Annotated in this window: 23 protein-coding genes; 8 read left to right on the top strand and 15 right to left on the bottom strand. The window is 62.9% G+C overall.

Going from position 1 to position 19,812, the window contains the following annotated elements; all coding sequences use genetic code 11:
• Positions 1-28: 28 nt before the first annotated feature.
• The 6 genes from RX328_RS38185 to RX328_RS38210 form a co-directional block, all read right to left on the bottom strand.
• On the bottom strand, positions 29-541 hold the full coding sequence (locus RX328_RS38185) for an HPP family protein (protein ID WP_213248004.1): 513 nt from the start codon (positions 539-541) through the stop codon (positions 29-31).
• Between the two features lie 67 nt (positions 542-608).
• A complete protein-coding gene (locus RX328_RS38190; RefSeq protein ID WP_213248002.1) occupies positions 609-1,598 on the bottom strand; it encodes a TorF family putative porin in 990 nt (329 codons plus the stop codon).
• Positions 1,599-2,096: 498 nt separating this feature from the next.
• Positions 2,097-2,456 (bottom strand): hypothetical protein, encoded by a 360-nt coding sequence (locus tag RX328_RS38195; RefSeq protein WP_213248000.1) that lies wholly within the window; start codon positions 2,454-2,456, stop codon positions 2,097-2,099.
• A gap of 216 nt (positions 2,457-2,672) precedes the next feature.
• A complete protein-coding gene (gene glcF, locus RX328_RS38200; protein ID WP_213247998.1) occupies positions 2,673-3,983 on the bottom strand; it encodes a glycolate oxidase subunit GlcF in 1,311 nt (436 codons plus the stop codon).
• A complete protein-coding gene (locus tag RX328_RS38205) occupies positions 3,980-5,218 on the bottom strand; it encodes an FAD-binding protein (RefSeq protein ID WP_213247996.1) in 1,239 nt (412 codons plus the stop codon). Before RX328_RS38205 ends, glcF begins: the two co-directional genes overlap by 4 nt.
• Positions 5,219-5,585: 367 nt before the next feature.
• Entirely contained in the window at positions 5,586-7,079 is a 1,494-nt protein-coding gene (locus RX328_RS38210) for an FAD-linked oxidase C-terminal domain-containing protein (RefSeq protein WP_213247994.1), read from the bottom strand.
• A 225-nt stretch (positions 7,080-7,304) separates the two neighbouring features.
• On the opposite strand from RX328_RS38210, the gene cycA reads away from it, so the two are divergent.
• Positions 7,305-7,697 (top strand): cytochrome c-550 CycA, encoded by a 393-nt coding sequence (gene cycA, locus RX328_RS38215; protein ID WP_213247992.1) that lies wholly within the window; start codon positions 7,305-7,307, stop codon positions 7,695-7,697.
• A gap of 308 nt (positions 7,698-8,005) precedes the next feature.
• Here the strand turns inward: cycA and RX328_RS38220 are convergent, their stop codons facing one another.
• Both RX328_RS38220 and RX328_RS38225 read right to left on the bottom strand, forming a co-directional pair.
• Entirely contained in the window at positions 8,006-8,299 is a 294-nt protein-coding gene (locus tag RX328_RS38220; protein ID WP_065743653.1) for an antibiotic biosynthesis monooxygenase, read from the bottom strand.
• 128 nt (positions 8,300-8,427) lie between these two features.
• Positions 8,428-9,393: an alpha/beta fold hydrolase gene (locus RX328_RS38225; protein WP_213247990.1), complete on the bottom strand. Its 966-nt coding sequence runs from the start codon at positions 9,391-9,393 to the stop codon at positions 8,428-8,430.
• A gap of 262 nt (positions 9,394-9,655) precedes the next feature.
• On the opposite strand from RX328_RS38225, the gene RX328_RS38230 reads away from it, so the two are divergent.
• Positions 9,656-9,835, top strand: a complete 180-nt coding sequence (locus RX328_RS38230) for a hypothetical protein (protein WP_213247988.1) — start codon at positions 9,656-9,658, stop codon at positions 9,833-9,835.
• 339 nt (positions 9,836-10,174) lie between these two features.
• On the opposite strand, the gene RX328_RS38235 is transcribed toward RX328_RS38230, so the two are convergent.
• The 4 genes from RX328_RS38235 to RX328_RS38250 form a co-directional block, all read right to left on the bottom strand.
• Complete coding sequence (locus tag RX328_RS38235; RefSeq protein WP_409410737.1) at positions 10,175-10,774, bottom strand: tetratricopeptide repeat protein; 600 nt, start codon at positions 10,772-10,774, stop codon at positions 10,175-10,177.
• Between the two features lie 148 nt (positions 10,775-10,922).
• A complete protein-coding gene (gene ykgO / locus RX328_RS38240; protein WP_002718645.1) occupies positions 10,923-11,048 on the bottom strand; it encodes a type B 50S ribosomal protein L36 in 126 nt (41 codons plus the stop codon).
• Positions 11,049-11,435: 387 nt separating this feature from the next.
• Entirely contained in the window at positions 11,436-11,885 is a 450-nt protein-coding gene (locus RX328_RS38245; RefSeq protein ID WP_213247984.1) for a MaoC family dehydratase, read from the bottom strand.
• A gap of 14 nt (positions 11,886-11,899) precedes the next feature.
• A complete protein-coding gene (locus RX328_RS38250) occupies positions 11,900-12,376 on the bottom strand; it encodes a MaoC family dehydratase (protein WP_213247982.1) in 477 nt (158 codons plus the stop codon).
• Positions 12,377-12,481: 105 nt separating this feature from the next.
• On the opposite strand from RX328_RS38250, the gene RX328_RS38255 reads away from it, so the two are divergent.
• The 4 genes from RX328_RS38255 to RX328_RS38270 are packed head-to-tail and all read left to right on the top strand — an operon-like array spanning position 12,482 to position 15,476.
• Positions 12,482-13,366, top strand: coding sequence for an amidohydrolase family protein (locus RX328_RS38255; RefSeq protein ID WP_057838072.1), 885 nt, complete (start codon positions 12,482-12,484; stop codon positions 13,364-13,366).
• 36 nt (positions 13,367-13,402) lie between these two features.
• Positions 13,403-14,230, top strand: a complete 828-nt coding sequence (locus RX328_RS38260) for a dienelactone hydrolase family protein (protein ID WP_213247980.1) — start codon at positions 13,403-13,405, stop codon at positions 14,228-14,230.
• Positions 14,227-14,973, top strand: coding sequence for a haloacid dehalogenase type II (locus RX328_RS38265; protein ID WP_213247978.1), 747 nt, complete (start codon positions 14,227-14,229; stop codon positions 14,971-14,973). Before RX328_RS38260 ends, RX328_RS38265 begins: the two co-directional genes overlap by 4 nt.
• A 5-nt stretch (positions 14,974-14,978) precedes the next feature.
• Entirely contained in the window at positions 14,979-15,476 is a 498-nt protein-coding gene (locus RX328_RS38270) for a YbaK/EbsC family protein (RefSeq protein WP_213247976.1), read from the top strand.
• Here RX328_RS38270 and RX328_RS38275 read toward each other — a convergent pair.
• The 3 genes from RX328_RS38275 to RX328_RS38285 form a co-directional block, all read right to left on the bottom strand.
• Positions 15,461-15,826 carry a hypothetical protein gene (locus RX328_RS38275; protein WP_249726141.1) on the bottom strand — a complete coding sequence of 122 codons (366 nt, stop codon included), beginning with the start codon at positions 15,824-15,826 and terminating at the stop codon, positions 15,461-15,463. The genes RX328_RS38270 and RX328_RS38275 overlap by 16 nt on opposite strands.
• 125 nt (positions 15,827-15,951) lie before the next feature.
• Positions 15,952-16,941: a tripartite tricarboxylate transporter substrate binding protein gene (locus RX328_RS38280; RefSeq protein ID WP_213247972.1), complete on the bottom strand. Its 990-nt coding sequence runs from the start codon at positions 16,939-16,941 to the stop codon at positions 15,952-15,954.
• 230 nt (positions 16,942-17,171) lie between these two features.
• A complete protein-coding gene (locus tag RX328_RS38285) occupies positions 17,172-18,083 on the bottom strand; it encodes a LysR family transcriptional regulator (RefSeq protein ID WP_213247970.1) in 912 nt (303 codons plus the stop codon).
• A gap of 114 nt (positions 18,084-18,197) precedes the next feature.
• Here RX328_RS38285 and RX328_RS38290 point away from each other — a divergent pair, with 114 nt between their 5' ends.
• Together RX328_RS38290 and RX328_RS38295 are read left to right on the top strand one after the other, a co-directional pair.
• On the top strand, positions 18,198-18,950 hold the full coding sequence (locus tag RX328_RS38290; RefSeq protein WP_213247968.1) for an SDR family NAD(P)-dependent oxidoreductase: 753 nt from the start codon (positions 18,198-18,200) through the stop codon (positions 18,948-18,950).
• 72 nt (positions 18,951-19,022) lie between these two features.
• Positions 19,023-19,721, top strand: a complete 699-nt coding sequence (locus RX328_RS38295; RefSeq protein WP_213247965.1) for a pirin family protein — start codon at positions 19,023-19,025, stop codon at positions 19,719-19,721.
• The last annotated feature ends 91 nt before the right edge of the window (positions 19,722-19,812 follow it).

The following is a 19,812-nucleotide window of genomic DNA, read 5'->3' on the forward strand; positions in this document are numbered from 1 at the left end:
GCTCTGCTCCATCCGGGCTACGATTTTCCTACAGCCAGCACCGCGGCCATGGCTGACGGCGCACCCAGCGGTGCCAGATGTAGGAGAACGCGGTCAGCAGCAGCGCGCCGGCCAGCACCGGCGCGAGCAGGAACGTCCAGGGCAGATTGCCTGAGACCACCAGCAGCGGATTGATGCCTGCCGGCGGGTGAAAGGTCCCGGTGACGTACATCGCCAGAATCGACAGGCCGACGGCGGCCGCCGCTGCCCAGGCCTGCGGTCCCGTCAGCTTCAGCACGGCGAGGCCCACCAGGGCCGACACAACATGGCCGCCGATCAGGGCGCGCGGCTGCGCCGGCGCCACGTCAGGCGATCCGATCACCAGCACGATCGAGGTGGCGAACGGAATCACGGCGAGCGGATAATGCAACGCGAGCGAGAACCACTCCATGGCGCCGATGGCGATCGCGCCGCCGAGGCCCGCGACCGCGCCCGCAAGGATGTTGCGGTGATCGTTGCGGGAGATCGCCCGATACGCCGCGCGCCGCCAATCCCGTTTCATCTGCGCTACCAAAAGAAAAGGGCGGCAGATCGCCTGCCGCCCCCTCGTCTTCGACAGGAAAAAGATCTTACTTCAGGTTGGTCATCGCGGTCAGGTCAGCCGAGAGCTTGACGATACCGGCGGCGCCGCACCACTTGGAGCCGACGCCAGACGGATTGATTGGGGTGAAGCTGCCGTTGAACGTCGCGGTATGATCGCTCGTGAAGGCGTTACAATCACCCTGCGACAGGTTGGTGTCGGAGTAACGAAAGTCCAGCGTGAACACCTTGTAGGTGAAGCCAATGCCGATGTTCCAGGTGTTGTAATCGGCATAGTTGATGCCGTTCGGGAACGCGGCCACGCCGTAGAAGGAGTCGGAGGTGCCGAGCCACTGACGGCCGAATTCACCGGACACATACATGCCGATGCCGCTGGCGCCAAACCAGGCGCTCGGCGCAATCGCCTTGCCGATGATCGACGCATAGGTGCCTTCGGCGCCGGTGTTCAGGAAGCTCGGCGTATAATAGACGTTACCACCGAGCGAGAAGTTGTCGTTGAAGGTGTAGTTCACCTTGCCATAGACCTCGAAGAAGCTGAGGTCCTTCTTGATGACGTTGCCGTTGAGCAGGGCATTGACCTGGCATTCGTTGCTGAGCGGCACGCCCGCAGTGTCCGTTGCCGCACCGTAATGGCAGGTGCCGCCCGGATACATGTAGCCCCAGGCACCGACGTCGAAGGCGAATTGGCCGACCGTCAGGCGGGCACCGCCATAGGCGTCGATTTCAGCCGCGGCACGGTTCGGGAAGGAGATGCTCGCACCGGCCAGACCGACATAGAGCTGGAAGTCCTTGGTGACGTTGTAGCGCGGCTCGAAATAGACGTTGACCGACGGCTTGTGGTTGGACTGGGTGATGCCGCGGAAGATGTAGTCGTTGGTGATCCCGGCGCCGAAGGCGATATCCCAGGGATCAAAGGCGACCGGCGGCGGCGCCTTGACGGCCTTCACCCGCAGATCCGCAGCGAGAGCCGAACCGGAAACCATTGCCAGCGCCGTTGCCAACAAAGCCACTTTCTTCATGTCGATCCCCATCACCCTTCTAGACAGTCCCGTTCCGGCGCCCCCCAAGGGCAAGCGATAACCGACTGCGGCCAAATGTCTTAACGTGGTCACAGAGTGGGCCGCGGCATCATTGTCGTGAAGCAAAAAAGTCAAGCACGTGCCGCCTTTTTAGGCGTTTGTGACGTTTCGCGAAATCTTCTCCGCGCGTGTTGCATTCTCACAACAATTTTACGGGTTCCCGGATCCCCCAGTGGCGTACTGACCGGAAAGGGCGGCACCAGCGACACACCGGAGGGCGGCTCTCGCGAATCAGCCCGCCCGTGAAAATACCGCTCCGATCGCCTGGGCAGTCCTCACGAAAAAGGCCGCAGCGGTGGACACTGCGGCCTTTCGAAATATCATCTCGGCGAGCGACTTAGAGCGGGATGACTTTTCGTCGAATCGTCATCCCGCTCTAGCTTTTTGTTTGAGCATGGTCTTTTCGGAAAACCGGTATCCACTTTTCCGGATCATGCTCTAGTGCTGGTCGCCGCCGTTTGAGGAGCTCCACGACGGGTTAGACGGCTCCGGGGAAGCCCAACTCGGAGCAGACGCCGTCGCCTCGGCTTCCGGCTCAGGCGCCGCCGGCTCCGCCTTGGGAGCGGCAGGCTTGGCCGCCCTCTTTTTCTTGGCCGGGCTCTTCTTTGCAGCCTTCTTCGGTGCGGCCTTTGATTTCTTGGCCGCCTTCTTGGCGGATTTCGTCGCCGCTTTCTTGGCGCCCTTCTTCGCCGATTTCTTGGCAGCCTTCTTCGCCGACTTCTTGGCGGACTTCTTCCTCGCTGCTACGGCCTTCTTGGCTTTTTTAGCCTTCTTCGCCTTCTTACTCTTCTTCGCCATCGTAGTCCTCCTGTTGCGCTGTCCATGCTGCCGAGCGCTTCGATAATCCGCAGGCTAGACCGGGACGACACTTCTTCGAAGTGCCCTCCCGCTCCATCCTTGTCTGGGCATGATCTCGGTCGAGACGCCTAGCGCGCCTGTCCCGAGGAAAACCGGATGCCATCCGCTATCGAGGCACGGAGCAGGCTTTCCGGATCATGCTCAAGGGCCGATCGATCAATTCAATCCTGGCCTGGGACCTCCCGTCGCCCAATCGAGAAGCTCAATCGTGTGCACCACAGGAACTGATGTACCGCCGGCAATCTGAACCATGCATCCAATATTGCCTGCAGCGATCATGTCCGGTTTGACTGTCGCAATGTTGGCAACCTTTCGATCGCGCAACCTGCTCGCAATGTCGGGCTGGAGAATGTTGTAGGTCCCCGCCGAACCGCAACACAAATGGCTCTCAGGTACATCTTTCACCACGAATCCATTCTTGGAAAGCAATTCTTTCGGAAGGGCTGTGATTTTCTGTCCGTGCTGCAGCGAACAGGCCGAGTGATAGGCCACCGTTACGTCGCCTTTCTGGCTCGATGGCGTGAGCGCGACGTCGGCGAGATACTCGGTGATATCCTTTGCCAACGCGGAGATTTGCGCTGCGGGGCTAGCGAAATCGCGATCCTCGCGCAGCATGAAACCATAGTCCTTGATGACCGTGCCGCAGCCCGACGCCGTGATCAGGATGGCGTCGAGGCCGCCTTGTTCCGCTTCCTTTTTCCACACCTTAATGTTGGCACGCGCTCGCGCCAGCGCGTTGCCGTCCTGCCCGAGGTGGTGAGTGAGCGCGCCGCAGCATTGCTCATCCTTGACCAGGACGACCTCGATGCCGTGGCGCGTCAGGAGATTGATGGCGGCCTGGTTGATGCGCGGTGCCAGCACCTGCTGGGCACAGCCCTGCAATAGCGCGACCCGCCCGCGCTTCTCGCCCTGGGCCGGAAACACGCTGCCGCCGGAGGGGCCCGGCGGAGGAAGGCGTTTCGGCGCGAGCGCCAGCATCGCCTTGATCCGCCGCGTCAGGCCGGGGGTCTCGGCCGCCTTCGCCGGCAGCAGGTCTGCAAAGGGGCGGGCGAGCCGCGCCATGATCATGCTGGCGCGAAACAGCTCTGGCCGCGGCAACACGAGCGCCAGCACCGCGCGCAAGGCCCGCTCGGCCACCGGCCGCGAATAGTCCCTCTCGATCCGGACCCGCGCCTGATCGACCAGGTGCATGTAATGCACGCCGGACGGACAGGTGGTCATACAGGCGAGGCAGGAAAGGCAGCGGTCGATATGCTTGACCACCTCCGCCGTCGGCGGGCGGCCCTTTTCCAGCATCTCCTTGATCAGGTAGATTCGCCCGCGCGGGCTATCGAGTTCGTCGCCGAGCAGCACATAGGTCGGACAAGTCGCGGTGCAGAAGCCGCAATGCACACAGGCGCGCAGGATCTTGTCGGCTTCGGCGATGTCGGGATCGGCCAGTTGCGCAAGGGAGAACTCGGTTTTCATGACGCAGATACCCTCACCATCCGGCCGCGGTTGAGGATGATTTTCGGATCGAAGCTGTGGCGCACCCGCTCGCTCAGCGCGGCGATGCCGCCGGATTGCGGATGGAAGACGTCGACATTTCGCCTGGTCTCCTCGGACGCCCGGATCAGCGAAGCGTGGCCGCCGGCCGCCTCGACGCGCTGACGCACCATCGCGGCCAGCGCGTCCGGCTTGGGCGGCAGCGCAGCCCAGATCAGGCCGCCGCCCCAATCATAGATCACGTCACCCCCGGTCTCGCGCGCCAGCGCCTGTCCAAGCGCGCCGCCGGACGCCGGTGGACAGACGATCCGCCACACCGGCCAGGCGCCGAGCGCGCCGCTTGCGGCGAAAGGCTCGACGTCGCGAACCGCGCTCCAGAGTGTTGCCGAGGCAGCGTCCTCCAGCATTTCCACCGAGCCAAATGGCGCCAGCGTTTTGCCCAGCGAAGTGGCGCGATTCGCGACCGAAGCTGCGATGCCTTCAAGCCGCAAGAGCGTGACCGCCCGCCCCTGAGAGGCAATATCTGCAAGCGCGCCGGTCGCGGGGCGGAACGCCGAATTCGGCAGGTGCGCCGCGCCCGAGACGTCGAACGGCGAGCCGAGCGCTGTGGTCATCGCCCGGTTCGCGGCCACATCATCGAGCCCGGAGAGCACCAGCGTGCGCTCGCTCTCCGGTCTAGGCATCACCTTCAGGGTGACTTCGGTCATCACCGCCAGCGTGCCCCACGACCCCGTCAGGAGCTTGCAGAGATCATAGCCGGTGACGTTCTTCACCACCCGTCCGCCGGTCTTGAAGCTGTCGCCGAAGCCGGACACCGCATGCGCCCCAAGCAGGTGATCGCGCGCGCCGCCGGCCTTGATGCGACGCGGGCCGGCGAGACCTGAGCCGATCATACCGCCGATGGTGCCATTGCCGGAGACGCCTGTCAGTGCCGACGTATCGATCGGCTCGAAGGCGAATTGCTGGTTCTTGGAGTCGATCAGCGACTGCACGTCGGCGAGCGGGGTGCCGGCCTGCACCGTGATGATCAGCTCGTTCGGCTCATAGGCGCTGACGGCGTTCAGTGCCGACACATCGAGCACCGCATTGGTCGCCATCGGCTGGCCGATCGCGCGCTTGGTGCCATGGCCGACGATCTCAAGCGGCTGCTCGCTCGCGATCGCCGCGCGCACGATCTCCTCGACGTCCTTGGCGTCACGGACTCTTAACGTATCCAAGGCGCACCTGAATTGCACATGGCGTCGGCGGTGCGACGGTGGACCAGGATAAAGCGATCAATTTCGCCGATCCTCGCCCGAGGTTTGCTGATACAGAGTCGCTGCCTGTCTCCCGTCAGCGCCCGGGGCTTACCCCTCTCCCCAACCCTCCCCCGCAAGGGGGGAGGGAGCCCATCCGCCCGTGCGCCCCTGACGGGCTGCGATTCTCCTGTTCGTCCGCAAGACGCTGAAGCCATGAGGCAAAGTGAGGTGAGTACGCTCTTCGGGCTCCCTCCCCCCTTGCGGGGGAGGGTTGGGGAGAGGGGTAAGCCGCACGGGCGGTGTTCATGAATAAACCGCTCGAATGTGCGCATGACTTTGTTCATCACTAAAATCTCGGAATATCCGGAAACGCCAGTCTGCCGGCGTGAACATGCATGCGGCCGAGTTCGGCGCAGCGGTGCAGCGTCGGAAACACTTTTCCAGGGTTGAGCAGGCCCTGCGCGTCGAAGGCGCATTTCAGGCGCTGCTGCTGGTTGAGGTCGATCTCGGTAAACATCTCGCCCATCAGATCGCGCTTCTCGATGCCGACGCCGTGCTCGCCGGTGAGCACGCCGCCGAATTCGACGCAGGCCCGCAGGATATCGGCGCCGAAGGCTTCCGCCCGCTCGATCTCGCCGGGCTTGTTGGCGTCATAGAGGATCAAGGGGTGCAGATTGCCGTCGCCGGCGTGAAACACGTTGGCGACGCGCAGATCGTATTTCACCGAGAGGTCGCGGATGCGCGCGAGCGCCTTCGGCAGCGCGCCGCGCGGGATCGTGCCATCCATGCAGAGGTAGTCGGGCGATATCCGGCCCACCGCCGGAAAGGCCGCCTTGCGGCCGGCCCAAAACAGGTTGCGCTCGGCCTCCGACGTCGAAATCTGGCAACTCGTCGAGCCGCAGCCTTGCGCGATCGCCTCGACGCGCTTGATCAATTCGTCGACTTCCACGCTCGGACCGTCGAGCTCGATGATCAGGAGCGCCTCGACATCGAGCGGATAGCCGGCGTGAACAAAAGCTTCGGCGGCGTGGATTGCCGGCTTGTCCATCATCTCCATGCCGCCGGGAATGATGCCGGCGCCGATGATGTCAGCGACGCATTCGCCGGCGGCCTCGACCTCGGCAAAGCCGACCATTAGCGCCCGGGCCGTCTCCGGCTTCTGCAGGATTCGCACCGTGATCTCGGTGATGACGCCGAGCAGGCCCTCCGAGCCGGTGATGACGCCCATCAAATCGTAGCCGGAATTTTCGGCGGCCTTGCCGCCGATGCGCAGGATCTCGCCGGACATCAGCACGATCTCGCAGCCCAGCACGTTGTTGGTGGTCATGCCATATTTCAGGCAATGCACGCCGCCGGAATTCTCCGCGACATTGCCGCCGATCGAGCAGGCGATCTGCGAGGAGGGATCGGGCGCGTAATAGAAACCGGCATGCGCCACCGCCTGGCTGATGGCGAGGTTGGTGACGCCGGGTTCGGTCACCACCACGCGGTTGTCGAAATCAATCTCGCGGATGCGCTTGAATTTGCCCAAACCTAGTAGCACGCCGTCCACGAGCGGCAGCGCGCCGCCTGACAGTGACGTGCCGGAACCGCGCGGCACCACCTTGATGCCCTGTTCGAAGCAATATTTGAGAACTCTTGATACCTGCTCCGTGGTGTCGGGCAGCACCACGACCATCGGCGGCTGCCGATAGGCTGTGAGACCATCGGACTCATAGGCCAGCATCTCGGCCGCACTGTCGATCACGCCCTCGCCCGGCACGATCGCGCGAAGAGCGGCGACGATGGCATCCCGGCGTTCCAGAACCGCCTGATCGGAAGCCGGCATCATGATGGCCATGCGAATCCTCCAGGCCCGGCGAATAACGATTTGTGCTGGCAAATCAAGCACGTCTACCAGGGTTTGGGTAGGTCATCCGAAGGTCGGATTGCCACGCTTCAAACGATAAGTTCTCTCTGGGACAAGTCGGCAATGGTGAAACCTGTCAAAGTTTCGTGGCTTGTCCAATTCAAGCGGGCCTGCCACAAGAAATCTGCCTCCCTGGGAAGAAACGAAGAGCACCACATGAAAACATCGACTTTGAGCGCCCTGATCGTCGTTACCTCATTGGCCGCGGCATCGGGCGCGCTGGCGCAGGACGTCGCCGCGGGCAAAACCTCGTTCAACAAATGCCTGGCCTGCCATGCGATTGGCGAGGGCGCCAAGAACAAGGTCGGCCCGGTACTGAACGGGCTCGATGGCCGCAAGTCCGGCACCATCGAAGGTTATTCCTATTCGGAAGCCAACAAGAATTCCGGCATCACCTGGGGCAAGGATGTGTTCCTCGAATACATCAAGGACCCCAAGGCAAAAATTCCCGGCACCAAGATGATCTTCGCCGGCATCAAGAACGAGAAAGAGGCCGGCGATCTCTGGGCCTATATCGCCTCCTTTGACAAGGACGGGAAGCAGAAATAAGACCTGGGCCTCATGCTCGAATCCATCGAGCAGCTTTGAGTCAGCCTCTCGCGTCGTCCCACCCTCCCCTAGAGGGGTCCGAGACGAGCAAAGCTCGCTCGTGGGTCGGCTCACATGAAGCGCAGCGGAATGTGAGACGGGGTGGGGTGATCTCTCCACTCGGTCACTGCTGGCTGTGGAGAGACCGTCACCCCGCCCCGCCGCTACGCGGCGACCCACGAGCGAGCTTCGCTCGTCTCGGACCCCGTCCAGGGGAGGGTGAAGAATGCAGCCCTGCTCTGGCTGCGAGAGCTCCAGCACTCGCCCCGTCAAGCCAGCGTATGCACGATCACCGGTCCGGCCGTCGCGGTCGCCGGCCCGGTCAACAGCGGCGCCAGGTCGTGCTCGATCCACGCCAGCGCGCGCTTGTTGGATTCCTCGGCGGCCGCAAAATTGTTGAACAGGCTGATCGCGATCACGGTGTCGTCGGGCGCATAGACCACGTAATAGCCCATGAAACCTTCGACGCCGCTGATGACGGGAATCGCGCCCTCCTTGATTCTGCGTGTCAGCTCTTCTGCCTTGCCGGGCTTGGCCTTGCCCTGACGAATGGCGGCGTACATGGGGCTCTCCCTTCGAAGGTAAGCTGCCCGATATCGCAACTCTTAAGCTTCATCCCTCGCGGGACGAGCAGCGGAATCCCGCGCACGTTGATCGTATCTCATCCGATGCCGTCAGGCCACGCGCACGCTCAAGGCGCCGCTGCGGCCGCCACACTCGGCGGCAATGCGCCTATCATTGCCTCCAGTTCGGTGATGACGAGATCGGGAACCGCATGCTGGATCATGTGGCCGACACCAGGCAGCACGATCAGTTTCACGTTCGGCGCAGCCGCCGCGAATGGCCGCGAGTGGATGTTGGTCGACACCGTCTTGTCGGCGTCGCCGGTGATGATGGTGACCGGCGCCTTGATCTCCGCATAGCGCGGCGCCTGCTCGGCGACCGCCGGCTTCAGCGTTACCATATCGCGCGCATTGGCGATGAACTCGCGCGGCCGCAGCAGAAGTGGCGTTGCGGTGTTTTTGACAAAGCCATCCGGCATGGTCTGCGGCAGGAACACACCCCGCGCGCCCGAATCCGCCAGCAGCAGGCCGAGCGGTAGCGTGATGGTGTAGGCGAACAGCGGGCCGACGACGGGCGTGGCGATCAGTTTGTTGTAGCGCCCGACGCCGCCGGGCCAGGGATAGGCCACCGGCGCGAGCATCACCAAACCGGCGACCGCCTGTGGGTAATCCAGCGCGATACGCGCCCCCAACGCGCCGGCCCAGGAATGCACCACGAAGATCGCTCGGCCGACGCCGAGCTTGGCCAGCGCCTCCTCGATCATGCGGGCCTGAATTTCGGGCGTGGAGTCCTCAGGGCGGGCGCGGGTGCTCCAGCCATGCCCGGGACGGTCGATCAGGATCACGCGGTGCTTCCTGGCAAGCTGCTCCCCGACTGGCTGCCGCATCACTTCCAGGTTGGAACTGGCGCCGTGCAGCATCACGACCGGCGGCCCCGCTGTATCGCGCGGGCCGATGTCGAGGATATGGAGCGCCCCGCCCGCCACCTCGACCATCCTGCCCTGGGCCGGATGGGCCCGCTGCGCGAGAAAAACGCCGGCTTGCGTGATCAGCGCTAGCACCGCCAGCGCCGCCACTAAAATCACCACCAACATCGAGAGTTTCCGGCTGATTTTTTGCACCAGCGAGCTACGGCCCCGACCGGCACGGGTTTCGGAGATTGTCCACAGGGGACCGAACCTGTGGATAGCGGGGTCATACTGACGTCATCAGCAAATTTGTACAGTGACGTTGCCACTTTCGCCACGTGTGCGCGTGCCTGATAGGGGGTAGCCGGGCGCCTGCACTGTACCCGACATCCACAGGAACAGGGTCGCTCACTACAAATTGTTCCAGCGTATCATCGGAGGACTACCCATGATTTCCGACGCAAGCGAAGCCGCCATCGATCAGATCGTAGCGAGTTGCAATGGCGACATCCGCGGCGCACTCAAGGCACTGCTACGGGTCAACGAGCAGCTTGAGACGGAGTTGGCGCAAATCTACGCTGCGGTAGGCCTCGACGGTCTGGCCCGCGGCAGCAACGCCATACACTAGGTCTTGTGGGCCGACGCGTTTTCCAAGCGCAAGACGGCTCAAGAGCACTCTGGTTGGATCAGTGCTCGTTTCCGGCGTCTCTGCGGGCGGCTCGTCCACCTCCGGGCATGGGCTGATGGGTCGAACGGGCCAGCTTGGCGTCGTTGAGCGACTTTTAAGGTCCGGTGGCGAATCAGATGTTTCCGCCGACCTGGGCGTCGGCGACAGATTACATCGCGCTGGCTACAGCAGTGATTTCATCGCTCGCTGTGTTACGCAGTCAGCCCAATGATAGCGCGCGCACGCCGCGACGTTGCTGCCTGATGCAAGTCACGGAAACCAGGGTTAAACCGCGAAAGTTCAGATATCGCGGCCTTCGACCTTTTCAGTCAGCGTCTTGACCAGTTCCGGCACCTTCTCGAGATGCGGATTGACGGCCAGCGCCTTGCGGAACGCTTCCAGCGCGCGCTTTTCGTCGCCAATCTCCTGCATGATCATGCCAAGCCCGGCCAGCGCGCCGAAATGCCGGGGCTCGCGCGTCAGCACCTGGCGGATGTCCTCGAGCGAACGGGTATAGTCGTTCTTCAGGTAGTACAGCGTGGCCCGGCGGTTCCATGCCTCGACATAATCGGGGCGCAGCTTGACGAGGGAATCCAGCAGCTTCAGCGCGACGTCGATCTTCTGCGCGTCCATCGCGGCCTTGGCGCGCAGCATCAACAGTGCAGCCGTGTCGCTCGGCGTCTGCATCCACAGCGCCCAGATCCGCGCCTCGACGTGTTTTGCGCTGGCTTCATCGGGGGCAGCCTTCAGGGCACCGAACAGGAAATCCAGCCCGCGGGTGCGATCAGCGCCAACGTTGGGAAGCTTGCTCGGCGCTTCCGGCAATTTCTTCTCGGTTTTCGGCGGGGGAATGACCCTGGGGTCGTTCTGGGCAAATACAGCCGCCGGTACGGCTGCCATGACAGCAGCGAGGACCACGATCCGGCAGTTACGGGCGCCCGGGAATCTCAAAACCATGGGGCAAGTCTAGACGCGCAAAATCGCGCCGCAAAGCGGCAGATCGTCAAAGACCTGTGAAGCGAAGAAAAAAGCCGGCTCAGCGCCAGGATCAACCTTGGCGAGCCTTGAAGCGGCGCTGCACCTTGTTGATCACGTACACCCGGCCCTTGCGGCGGACCAGGCGGTTGTTGCGGTGGCGACCGCGCAGCGATTTCAAGGAGTTACGGACCTTCATGGGGACAATCCTGATGCTTTGAAAGGCCGTGCTGGAGGCCCGAACCTGAGCTACCCGAAAGTGGCAAAATGGGATTAATCCCGAAAAGCGGCCAGCCGCCCGGGACGGGGCGGTTTCTAAGCAGCACGGGCTCGGTTGTCAATGCGGAAGGGGGTCCGTTCCGGGCCGCAGGCCGGAACCGAAGATTTCCGTCCCCCGTCACCTGAAATCCATCCCCCTCAGCCTGAGACGACGCGGCCGTCTCGAAGCCCGAGGCCACAAGCGGGGCCGTACATCCTTCGAGGCTCGCGGAGCCTGTCATCGCGCCGCGCTTCGCGCGGACCCGTTGGCTCGCGCCTTCGGAACAAGCGCAAGTGCGCTTATTCCTGCGATGACGGAACGTTGAGTTCACTGGCAAAATAGATCGCGCGGAAATTCGACCAGGGCCTCACCGGTCGCGACTTTTTCGCCCGTCTGGTTCTTCACCACCACGTCGATCAACACCCAGCGGGATTTTTCGGTCACCTGCTTGGCCTTGATGATTCCGGTGGGCTGGATGGTATCGCCGGGCCGGACCGGCTTGACCCATCGCGTCTCCAGCCGACGGTGGATCGCGCCCGCAGGGTACGCCCAGTCGGTGATCATGCGGGAGATCAGGCCGAAATTGTTCATGCCGTGCATGATGATGCCGCCGAAATTGGTCTTGCCGAAACTGCCCTTCATGTATTCGTCGTCGAGATGCAGCGGGTTGTAGTCGAGCGAGGCGTCGCAGAACAGGCGAATGGATTCGCGGCTGACCGCGAAGGCGGGACCGTCGATGGCATCGCCGGCTCTGAGCTTTTCGAACGTCGTGGTCATCGCAACCTCCCCGCTCACATCGGCCGAATCGTCCAGCCACGGCCGGAACAGATTACGTCGCCGTTCTGATTAAAGAACACGTTGTCATGCACCACGAACAGCCGCTCGCGCTTGATGAACTTGTCGAGCGCGCGGGCCTGCAGGGTAATGACGTCGTTAGGGCGCGCCGGAATGTTGTAGCTCCAGGACTGCCCGGCATTGACGGTACCGGGCGAGCGCATCCAGTCATCCGCCGGCGTGCAGGAAAACATCAAGAGGATGTGGATCGAAGGCGGCGCGATCAGCCCGCCATAGCGCGTGGTCTTGGCGTAGGCCTCATCGAAATAGATCGGATGGGTTTCGCCGACCGACTTGCAGTACAGCTCGATCGCCTCTTTCGTCAGCGTGTAGGGACTGGTCTTGCGCGGCTCGCCGGGAACAATGTCGTCCCAGACCTTTCTTAAGTTGGCGTCTTTCCAGAAATCGGTCTCGAAGGCCTGCGTTTTGGCCATGCCGTGCTCCCTTATTTTCCGTCTTTTGTTCTGCCGCCTTGCGGAATTCGTTATATAGTATAATCAATTTTCCACACCCAAAAATCAAGCCGGCAGGAAACCCAGATGCCCAAGCTCAAGCTGCCCGATATCGAGAAAGTCGTCGCGATCGACATCCACACCCATGCGGAAGAGCCCTGCGGCCTGCATGGCGACGACGGCTATGACGATTTCCAGGAGCGCATGGCCGAATATTTCAAATCGCCGCACAAGCATCCGCCGACGGTGCCGGAGACGGCGGCCTATTACCGCTCGAAGAACATTGCGGCGGTGATCTTCCCGGTCGACGCCGAGCGCGAGACCGGCTTCCGCCGCTACAACAACTACGAGATGCTGGAAGTCGCGTCCGACCATCTCGACGTCCTGATCCCGTTCGTCTCGATCGATCCGCACAAGGGCAAGCTCGGCGTGCGCGAGGCGCGCAAGCTGATCGAGGAATACGGCGTTCGCGGCTTCAAATTCCATCCGACCATGCAGGGTTTTTACGCCAACGACCGCATGGCCTACCCGCTTTATGAAGCAATCAATGACGGCGGCGCGATCGCGCTGTTTCACACCGGCCAGACCGGTGTCGGCTCAGGCATGCCTGGCGGCATGGGGATGCGCTTGAAATATTCCAACCCGATGTACATGGACGATGTCGCGGCTGATTTCCCCGACCTCAAGATCATCCTCGCGCATCCCTCCTTCCCCTGGCAGGAAGAGGCGCTGTCGGTCGCGACCCACAAGCCCAACGTCTATATCGACCTCTCCGGCTGGTCGCCGAAATATTTCCCGCCGATCCTGGTGCGCTACATCAACTCGATCCTGCAGGACAAGATGCTGTTCGGCTCGGACTGGCCGGTGATCACGCCGGACCGCTGGCTGGCGGATTTTGCCAAGCTCGAGATCCGCGAGGAGATCAGGCCGAAGGTGATGAAAGCCAACGCAAGAAAGATTTTGGGTATATAATCGAAGGCCATCATCGACGAAAGGTTGAGATGGCCAGTGACGAACTTTGCCAAGACCGTTGCCCTGCTCGCCGCGCTCCTGACCGGAAGCGCGGCCGAGTGCCTTGCTGCTGAATCGTCAGCGACCTACGTCGAAATCGAGAACCCGCTTGCAAGTCCGCATCCGCTGCAGGGCTATCTGAGGCGAACCAAGGCTGCAGGCCCCTCGCCCGCTGTCGTGTTGTTGCATAGCTGCCATGGAAACTGGAAGCGGATCGATGAACGCTGGGGCAAGCGGATCGCGTCCTGGGGCTATGTGGTGCTCACCGTGGATAGCTTGGGTCCGCGCGGCCTCGAAATCTGCGACGACAGGGCCCGGATCGATTCGGCTGGGGACGCCTACCGTGCCCTGAACTTTCTGGTGCGGGACCCATTCGTCGATCCCGATCGTGTTGCTGTGATTGGTTTTGCCAACGGCGGCCGGGCGGCGCTGATGTCGGTCGACCATGGCTTTCTGGAACAGTCGTCGCCGAACAAATTCCGCGCGTCCGTTGCGTTTTATCCATCCTGCCTTGGCCTCAAGGGCGAGATGACCGTGCCGGCCCTGATCCTGATTGGCGAACTCGACGATTGGGCCTCGGCCAAAGAGTGCCTTAGTATGGTGGAGGGCCGAGACGACTGGGGGATATCGCGGCAGAAGGACAAGGGCGTGCCGATCAAGCTGACGGTGTTTCCCGGCGCTTATCACGCATTCGATGCCCCGCAGCTCACGACGCCGCTCGTGTTGAAGGGCCATCATCTCGAATTCAACCAGGCAGCGGCGGATCAGTCGAGGGAGACGCTGCGCGATTTTCTTGACACGACCATCGGCAAGGGGGCGCAGTGACCATCAAAGCCGTTGTGTTCGACGCCTATGGCACACTTTACGATGTCCAGTCGGTGGCAGATATCACCGAGGATGCGTTTCCGGGCTACGGCGAAATCATCACCCAGGTCTGGCGCATCAAGCAACTCGAATACACGTGGCTGCGTTCGCTGATGCGACGCTACCAGGATTTCTCGGCCGCCACGCGCGACTCGCTGGCCTACACGCTGCGCAGCCTCGGGCTGCAATATGACGACGATGCTTTCGCGCGCATCATCGAGAAGTATCTGCATCTCGATCTCTATCCGGACGCGGTTGCGGCGCTATCGGCGATGAAGGATTGCAAGCTCGCAATCCTGTCCAACGGCAGCCCCGACATGCTGGGCGCGCTGGTGCAGAACAGCGGGCTCGACCGCGTGCTCGACGCCACCATCAGCGTCGACGCGAAGAAGATCTTCAAGCCCAGCCCTGAGGCCTATGCGCTGATCGAGGAGGTGCTACACGTGCCGCCGGCCGAGGTGCTGTTCATCTCCTCCAATCCCTGGGACGCCTGCGGCGCCAAGGCATTCGGGCTCAACGTCGCCTGGATCGAGCGGGTGACGCCGGAAGCGATGGCGCTGGCCTGCCTCGAAAGCGAGACGCTGCCGCCCTTGACGATGTTCAAGATATTGCGCACCCAGATGGATGAGCTGGGATTTGAGCCCGATCATCGCATCCACAGCATCTCCGAGCTTCCCGCACTGGTGTCTGCGCAAAGGTCCTGAACAAGATGAGTCTAGAGTCCGTGCGCGCCTTCTTTGCAGAAAAGGCGCCTGAAATTTCCGTGATCGAATCCGAGATGAGTTCAGCCACCGTCGCGCTGGCGGCGGAGGCTTATGGCGTCGAGCCGGCGCGGATCGCGAAGACGCTGAGCTTGCGGATCGGCGACCGCGTCGTCCTGATCGTCGCGGCCGGCACGTCGCGAATGGACAACAAGAAGGTGAAGGCACTGTTCGGCGGAAAGCCGAAAATGCTCGGCCTCGAGGAGGTCGCCGAGATTACCGGCCATGAAGTCGGCGGCGTCTGTCCGTTCGGGCTGAAGACCCCGCTGCCGGTCTATTGCGACGTGTCGCTGAAGGCGTTCGACATCGTGGTGCCGGCCGCAGGCTCGACCCACAGCGCAGTGAAAATCACACCCGCGCGCATGGCCGAGCTAACCGGCGCTGAGTGGGTCGACGTCTGCGAGCTCAGGCGGGAGCAGGAAACTCCGGCCTACTGTTCCTCATAATAAGGTGGGGGCTGCATAGGCCGCGGACGTACCACCTGCGGCTGCCCCGGCTGCGGGGCGCGGGCACGTGGCGCGTTTTGTTGCAGCCCGCGCGGCGCCGGCTGCGCGTCAGCCTGCGATTCGAACACCGCACGGCAATTAGGAGAGAGCTGCGGCGTATTCTGCCGCAAGCAGACCACGATTCGGCTGACATCGGGGATCTGGTCACCGCAGAGCCGCCAGACGTCGGGCGTGCAGGCCATCTGCTGTTCCCAGGTTCCGCGATATTCCTGCGCAAAAGCGGGAACGGCAGCGCCGGTTCCGCCGCCGATCGCGAGGACGACTGCAAGGACGATCCGCTGCGTTTGCATGGACAGGTCCCCTTCTTTTTGATTTTCACAGGCGCGGAAGCTCCGCGCGGCAACGGGCATTGAGCCTGCCGAATGAATGCGGCCACGCGACGTTAGTGCGAACAAAAAAATGTGAAGCGGGTTCCCTACTCCACCTTGCCGATCTTCTTCACCGCCGCAACCAGCCGCGCGCTGTCTTCCGCGACGAATTTTGCAAATTCCGGCGCGTCCAGATAGGCGACGGGGCTGCCAGCGTTCTCATAGGTCTTGACCACCTCGGGCGCCTTCACGGCTTCTGCCATCGCTTCGCGCAGCCGCGCCAGAATCGGCGCCGGCAACGCGCTCTGCGCGAACAGTCCCGCCCAGATGTAGAACTCGACATCCTTGTAGCCGAGTTCGCGGAAGGTCGGCAGATCGGGAAAACTCTTGATGCGCTCGGCGCCCCAATTGGCGAGCACGCGCATCTTGCCGTCATCGACCTGCTGCTTCAGCGTGCCCGGCGCCGAGGCCACCGCCTGCACCGTGCCGCTCAAGAGTGCGGTCAACGCCGGCCCTGCGCCGCGGAACGGCACGTGCAGCAGTTTGATGCCGGCGCTCGCGGCAAACATCTCCATCGCTACATGCAGCGTGCCGTAGGGACCGGACGAGCCGTACGGAATTTGCCCGGGACGCTTCTTCGCATCGTCGACGAACTCCTGCAGCGTCTTCCACGGCGCCGATGCCGGCACGGCGAGCAGCGTCGGATCGGCGAGCACGCGCGCGATCGGCGCGAATTGCGAGACTTCATACGCTACCGGACGATCGAACAGCCGATCGGCTTCCGGCAGTACGGCGAGCGAGGACAGCGTCATCAACAAAGTGTGCCCGTCAGGCTCGGCGCGCGCTGCCGCCGCATTGCCAACCGATCCGCCACCGCCGCCGGCGCGATTGTCGACGATGACGGGCTTGCCGAGGATCCGCTCCAGCGCCTGCGCGATCGGCCGCGCCGCGAGATCGGCTTGTCCGCCGGGCGGGAATGGGACGATCATGGTGATGTTGCGCGAGGGGTATGGGGTTTGGGCGAAGGCGGTGTTGGAGAGCGTGGTGTGCGCTAACGGCAGGGCGGCGGCGGCCTTCAGAAGTTCGCGGCGGTTCATGGTGGTTTCTCCCCAGCGATTTTGTTTTGGTTGTCTGACGAGCGTAGCCTCAAATCGTAGGGTGAGCAAAGCGAAGCGTGCCCACCAACGTCTAGTGCACTGTTAGACCTCATCCTGAGGAGCCGCGCAGCGGCGTCTCGAAGGATGAATGGCACCAGCGGGGCCTCGTGGTTCGAGACGGCGCTGCGCGCCTCCTCACCATGAGGGTTTAATGGTTGACACAGAACCGACTACTTCCGCTTCTTCGCCTTCGCAAAATGCTTCGCCAAGAACTCCGCCAGCACTTCGACGCGGGCAGGTCTCGGGCCGCCGGGCGGGGTGACCAGATGCACCGCGCCCTCCGGCTGCTTCCAGCCTTTGAGGATCACTTCGACTTTGCCGGCAGCGATGGCGTCGCCGATGATGAAGTCCGGCAGGTCGGCGATTCCGAGCCCTGCGATGACGGAAGGCAACACCGCCTCACCATTATTGACGCGGAGCTGCCCCGCGGGCCGAACACTCGCCTGCTCGCCTGACGCATTGGTGTAGTGCCAGACGCTTGCCGTCGAGAGATAGGCGTAGCCGAAGCATTTATGCTCCGCCAGATGCATCGGATGCGTCGGTCTTCCATGACGCTTGAGATAGGACGGCGCCGCGACCGTGTAGCGCGGCATGGCACACAGCCGCCGCGCGATCAGCGACGAGTCCGGCAGGCGCGCGATGCGCAGACCGGCATCGAAACCTTCGCCGATCAGATCCACCGTCGCGTCGCTCAAATGAAGGTCGATCGAGACTTCCGGGTAAGCCGCGAGAAACTCCGGCAAGATCGGCGCCACCGCCTTTACGCCGAACGTCATCGGCGCCGCGAGCCGCACCAGCCCGCGCGGCGCCATCGACTGCGACAGGGCTTCGTTCTCGGCATCCTCGCCATCGGCCAGCAGCCGCGTGGCGCGCTCGGCGAGCCTTTGCCCGGCATCGGTCAGCGCCAGCCGCCGCGAGGTGCGGTTGAACAGCCGCGCGCCGAGCCGCTGCTCCAGCCGGCTGACCGCCTTGGACACCGTGGCCTTGGACAGCGCGAGTTCGGTCGCGGCCGCCGCAAATGACCGTAATTCCACGACTTTTGCGAAAATCGCCAGCGCGTCGAAGTCCGGGAGTTTGGACATCGGTTCGGCCCTCAGGTCCATTTTAGAAACAATGAGTTTCCACAGTTTCTATTTCTATACCACGCCGGGCGACATATCCAATGGCAATCGGAATTCGAGCAATGGAGAAATCCAATGACGAAGAAGCTCTCAGGCAAGGTAGCCCTCGTCACCGGCGGCTCGCGCGGCATCGGCGCGGCGTCTGCTCGCGCCCTCGCGGCAGAAGGCGCCAACGTCGCCATCAGTTATGTCGCTTCCCCTGACAAGGCGGAAGCGGTCGTCGCCGAGCTGAAGACCAAAGGCGTCAACGCCCGCGCCTACAGGGCCGACCAGGCGTCCTCCGCCGATGTCGACCAACTGGTGAAGAACGTCGCGAAGGATTTCGACCGCCTCGACATCCTCGTCAACAACGCCGGCGTTGCCGTCGGCGGCGCGGTCGATGATCCGAATGCGGACACCGCAGCATTGGCCCGGCAGAGCGCCGTGAACGTCGATGGCGTGATCACTGCGATCCGCGCTGCGGCGAAGCTGATGGGCGAAGGCGGCCGCATCGTCACGATCGGCTCCGATATCGCAACCCGCGCCTCGTTCCCGGGCCTTGCCGACTACGCCGCCACCAAGGCCGCCGTCGTCGGCTACACCAAGGGCGCCGCGCGCGATCTCGGTCCGCGCGGCATCACCGTCAACGTCCTGCAGCCGGGATCGATCGACACCGACATGAACCCGGATGACGACCGGGACTTCGCCGACCTCCAGCGCAAGCAGCATGCGCTGCAGCGCTTCGGCAAGCCGGAAGAAATCGCAGCCGGCGTGGTGTTCCTCGCGAGCCCTGAAGCGTCGTTCGTGACCGGCACGGTGCTCAACGTCGACGGCGGCTTCGGGGCGTAAGCCAAATCCAGCGCGGCCGGGCGCATGCCGCCCGGCCCCTTAATTCAAAAACTTTCAACGAAGGAATATCCCATGATCGAACTCAGACCATTTGCAAAACTCGGCAGCGCCGATCACGGCTGGCTGAAAGCAAAACATCACTTCTCGTTCGGCAGCCATTACGATCCCGAGAATATGGGCCACGGCTCCTTGCGGGTGTGGAACGATGACGAGATCGCGCCGAACACCGGCTTTCCCGCCCATCCGCACGCCAACATGGAAATTATCACCTATGTCCGCGAAGGCGCCATCACGCACCAGGACTCGCTCGGCAACAAGGGCCGGACGGAGGCCGGCGACGTGCAGGTGATGAGCGCCGGAAGCGGCATTCGTCACTCCGAGTACAATCTGGAGCCGAGCAAGACCAAGATCTTCCAGATCTGGATCGAACCGACGACGAGGGGTGGCCAGCCGACCTGGGGCGCCAAACCGTTTCCGAAGTCGGATCGTTCCGGCAAGCTCGTCACCATCGCCAGCGGCATCGAAGGCGACAAGGACGCGCTGCCGATCCGCGCCGATGCGCGGGTGCTCGCCACCACGCTGAAGGCGGGCGAGAGCGCGGCATACGAGGCGGCGAAGGTGCGTCACCTTTATCTGGTGCCGGCGGCCGGCAGCGTCGAAGTCAACGGCGTGCGCGTCAACGCCCGCGACGGTGCTGCGATCCGCGACGAAGCGAAGCTGACGATTACCGCGCTGGAAGATACCGAACTGGTGCTGGTCGACGCGGCGTAGCGGCTCACGCAGCTTCGGCCGTCATGGCCGGGCTTGTCGGCCATCCACGCCTTGACGCGAAGCAAGACGTTGATGCCCGGGCATAAGGCCG

The organism is Bradyrhizobium sp. sBnM-33, assembly GCF_032917945.1.
Taxonomy (GTDB): Bacteria; Pseudomonadota; Alphaproteobacteria; order Rhizobiales; family Xanthobacteraceae; genus Bradyrhizobium.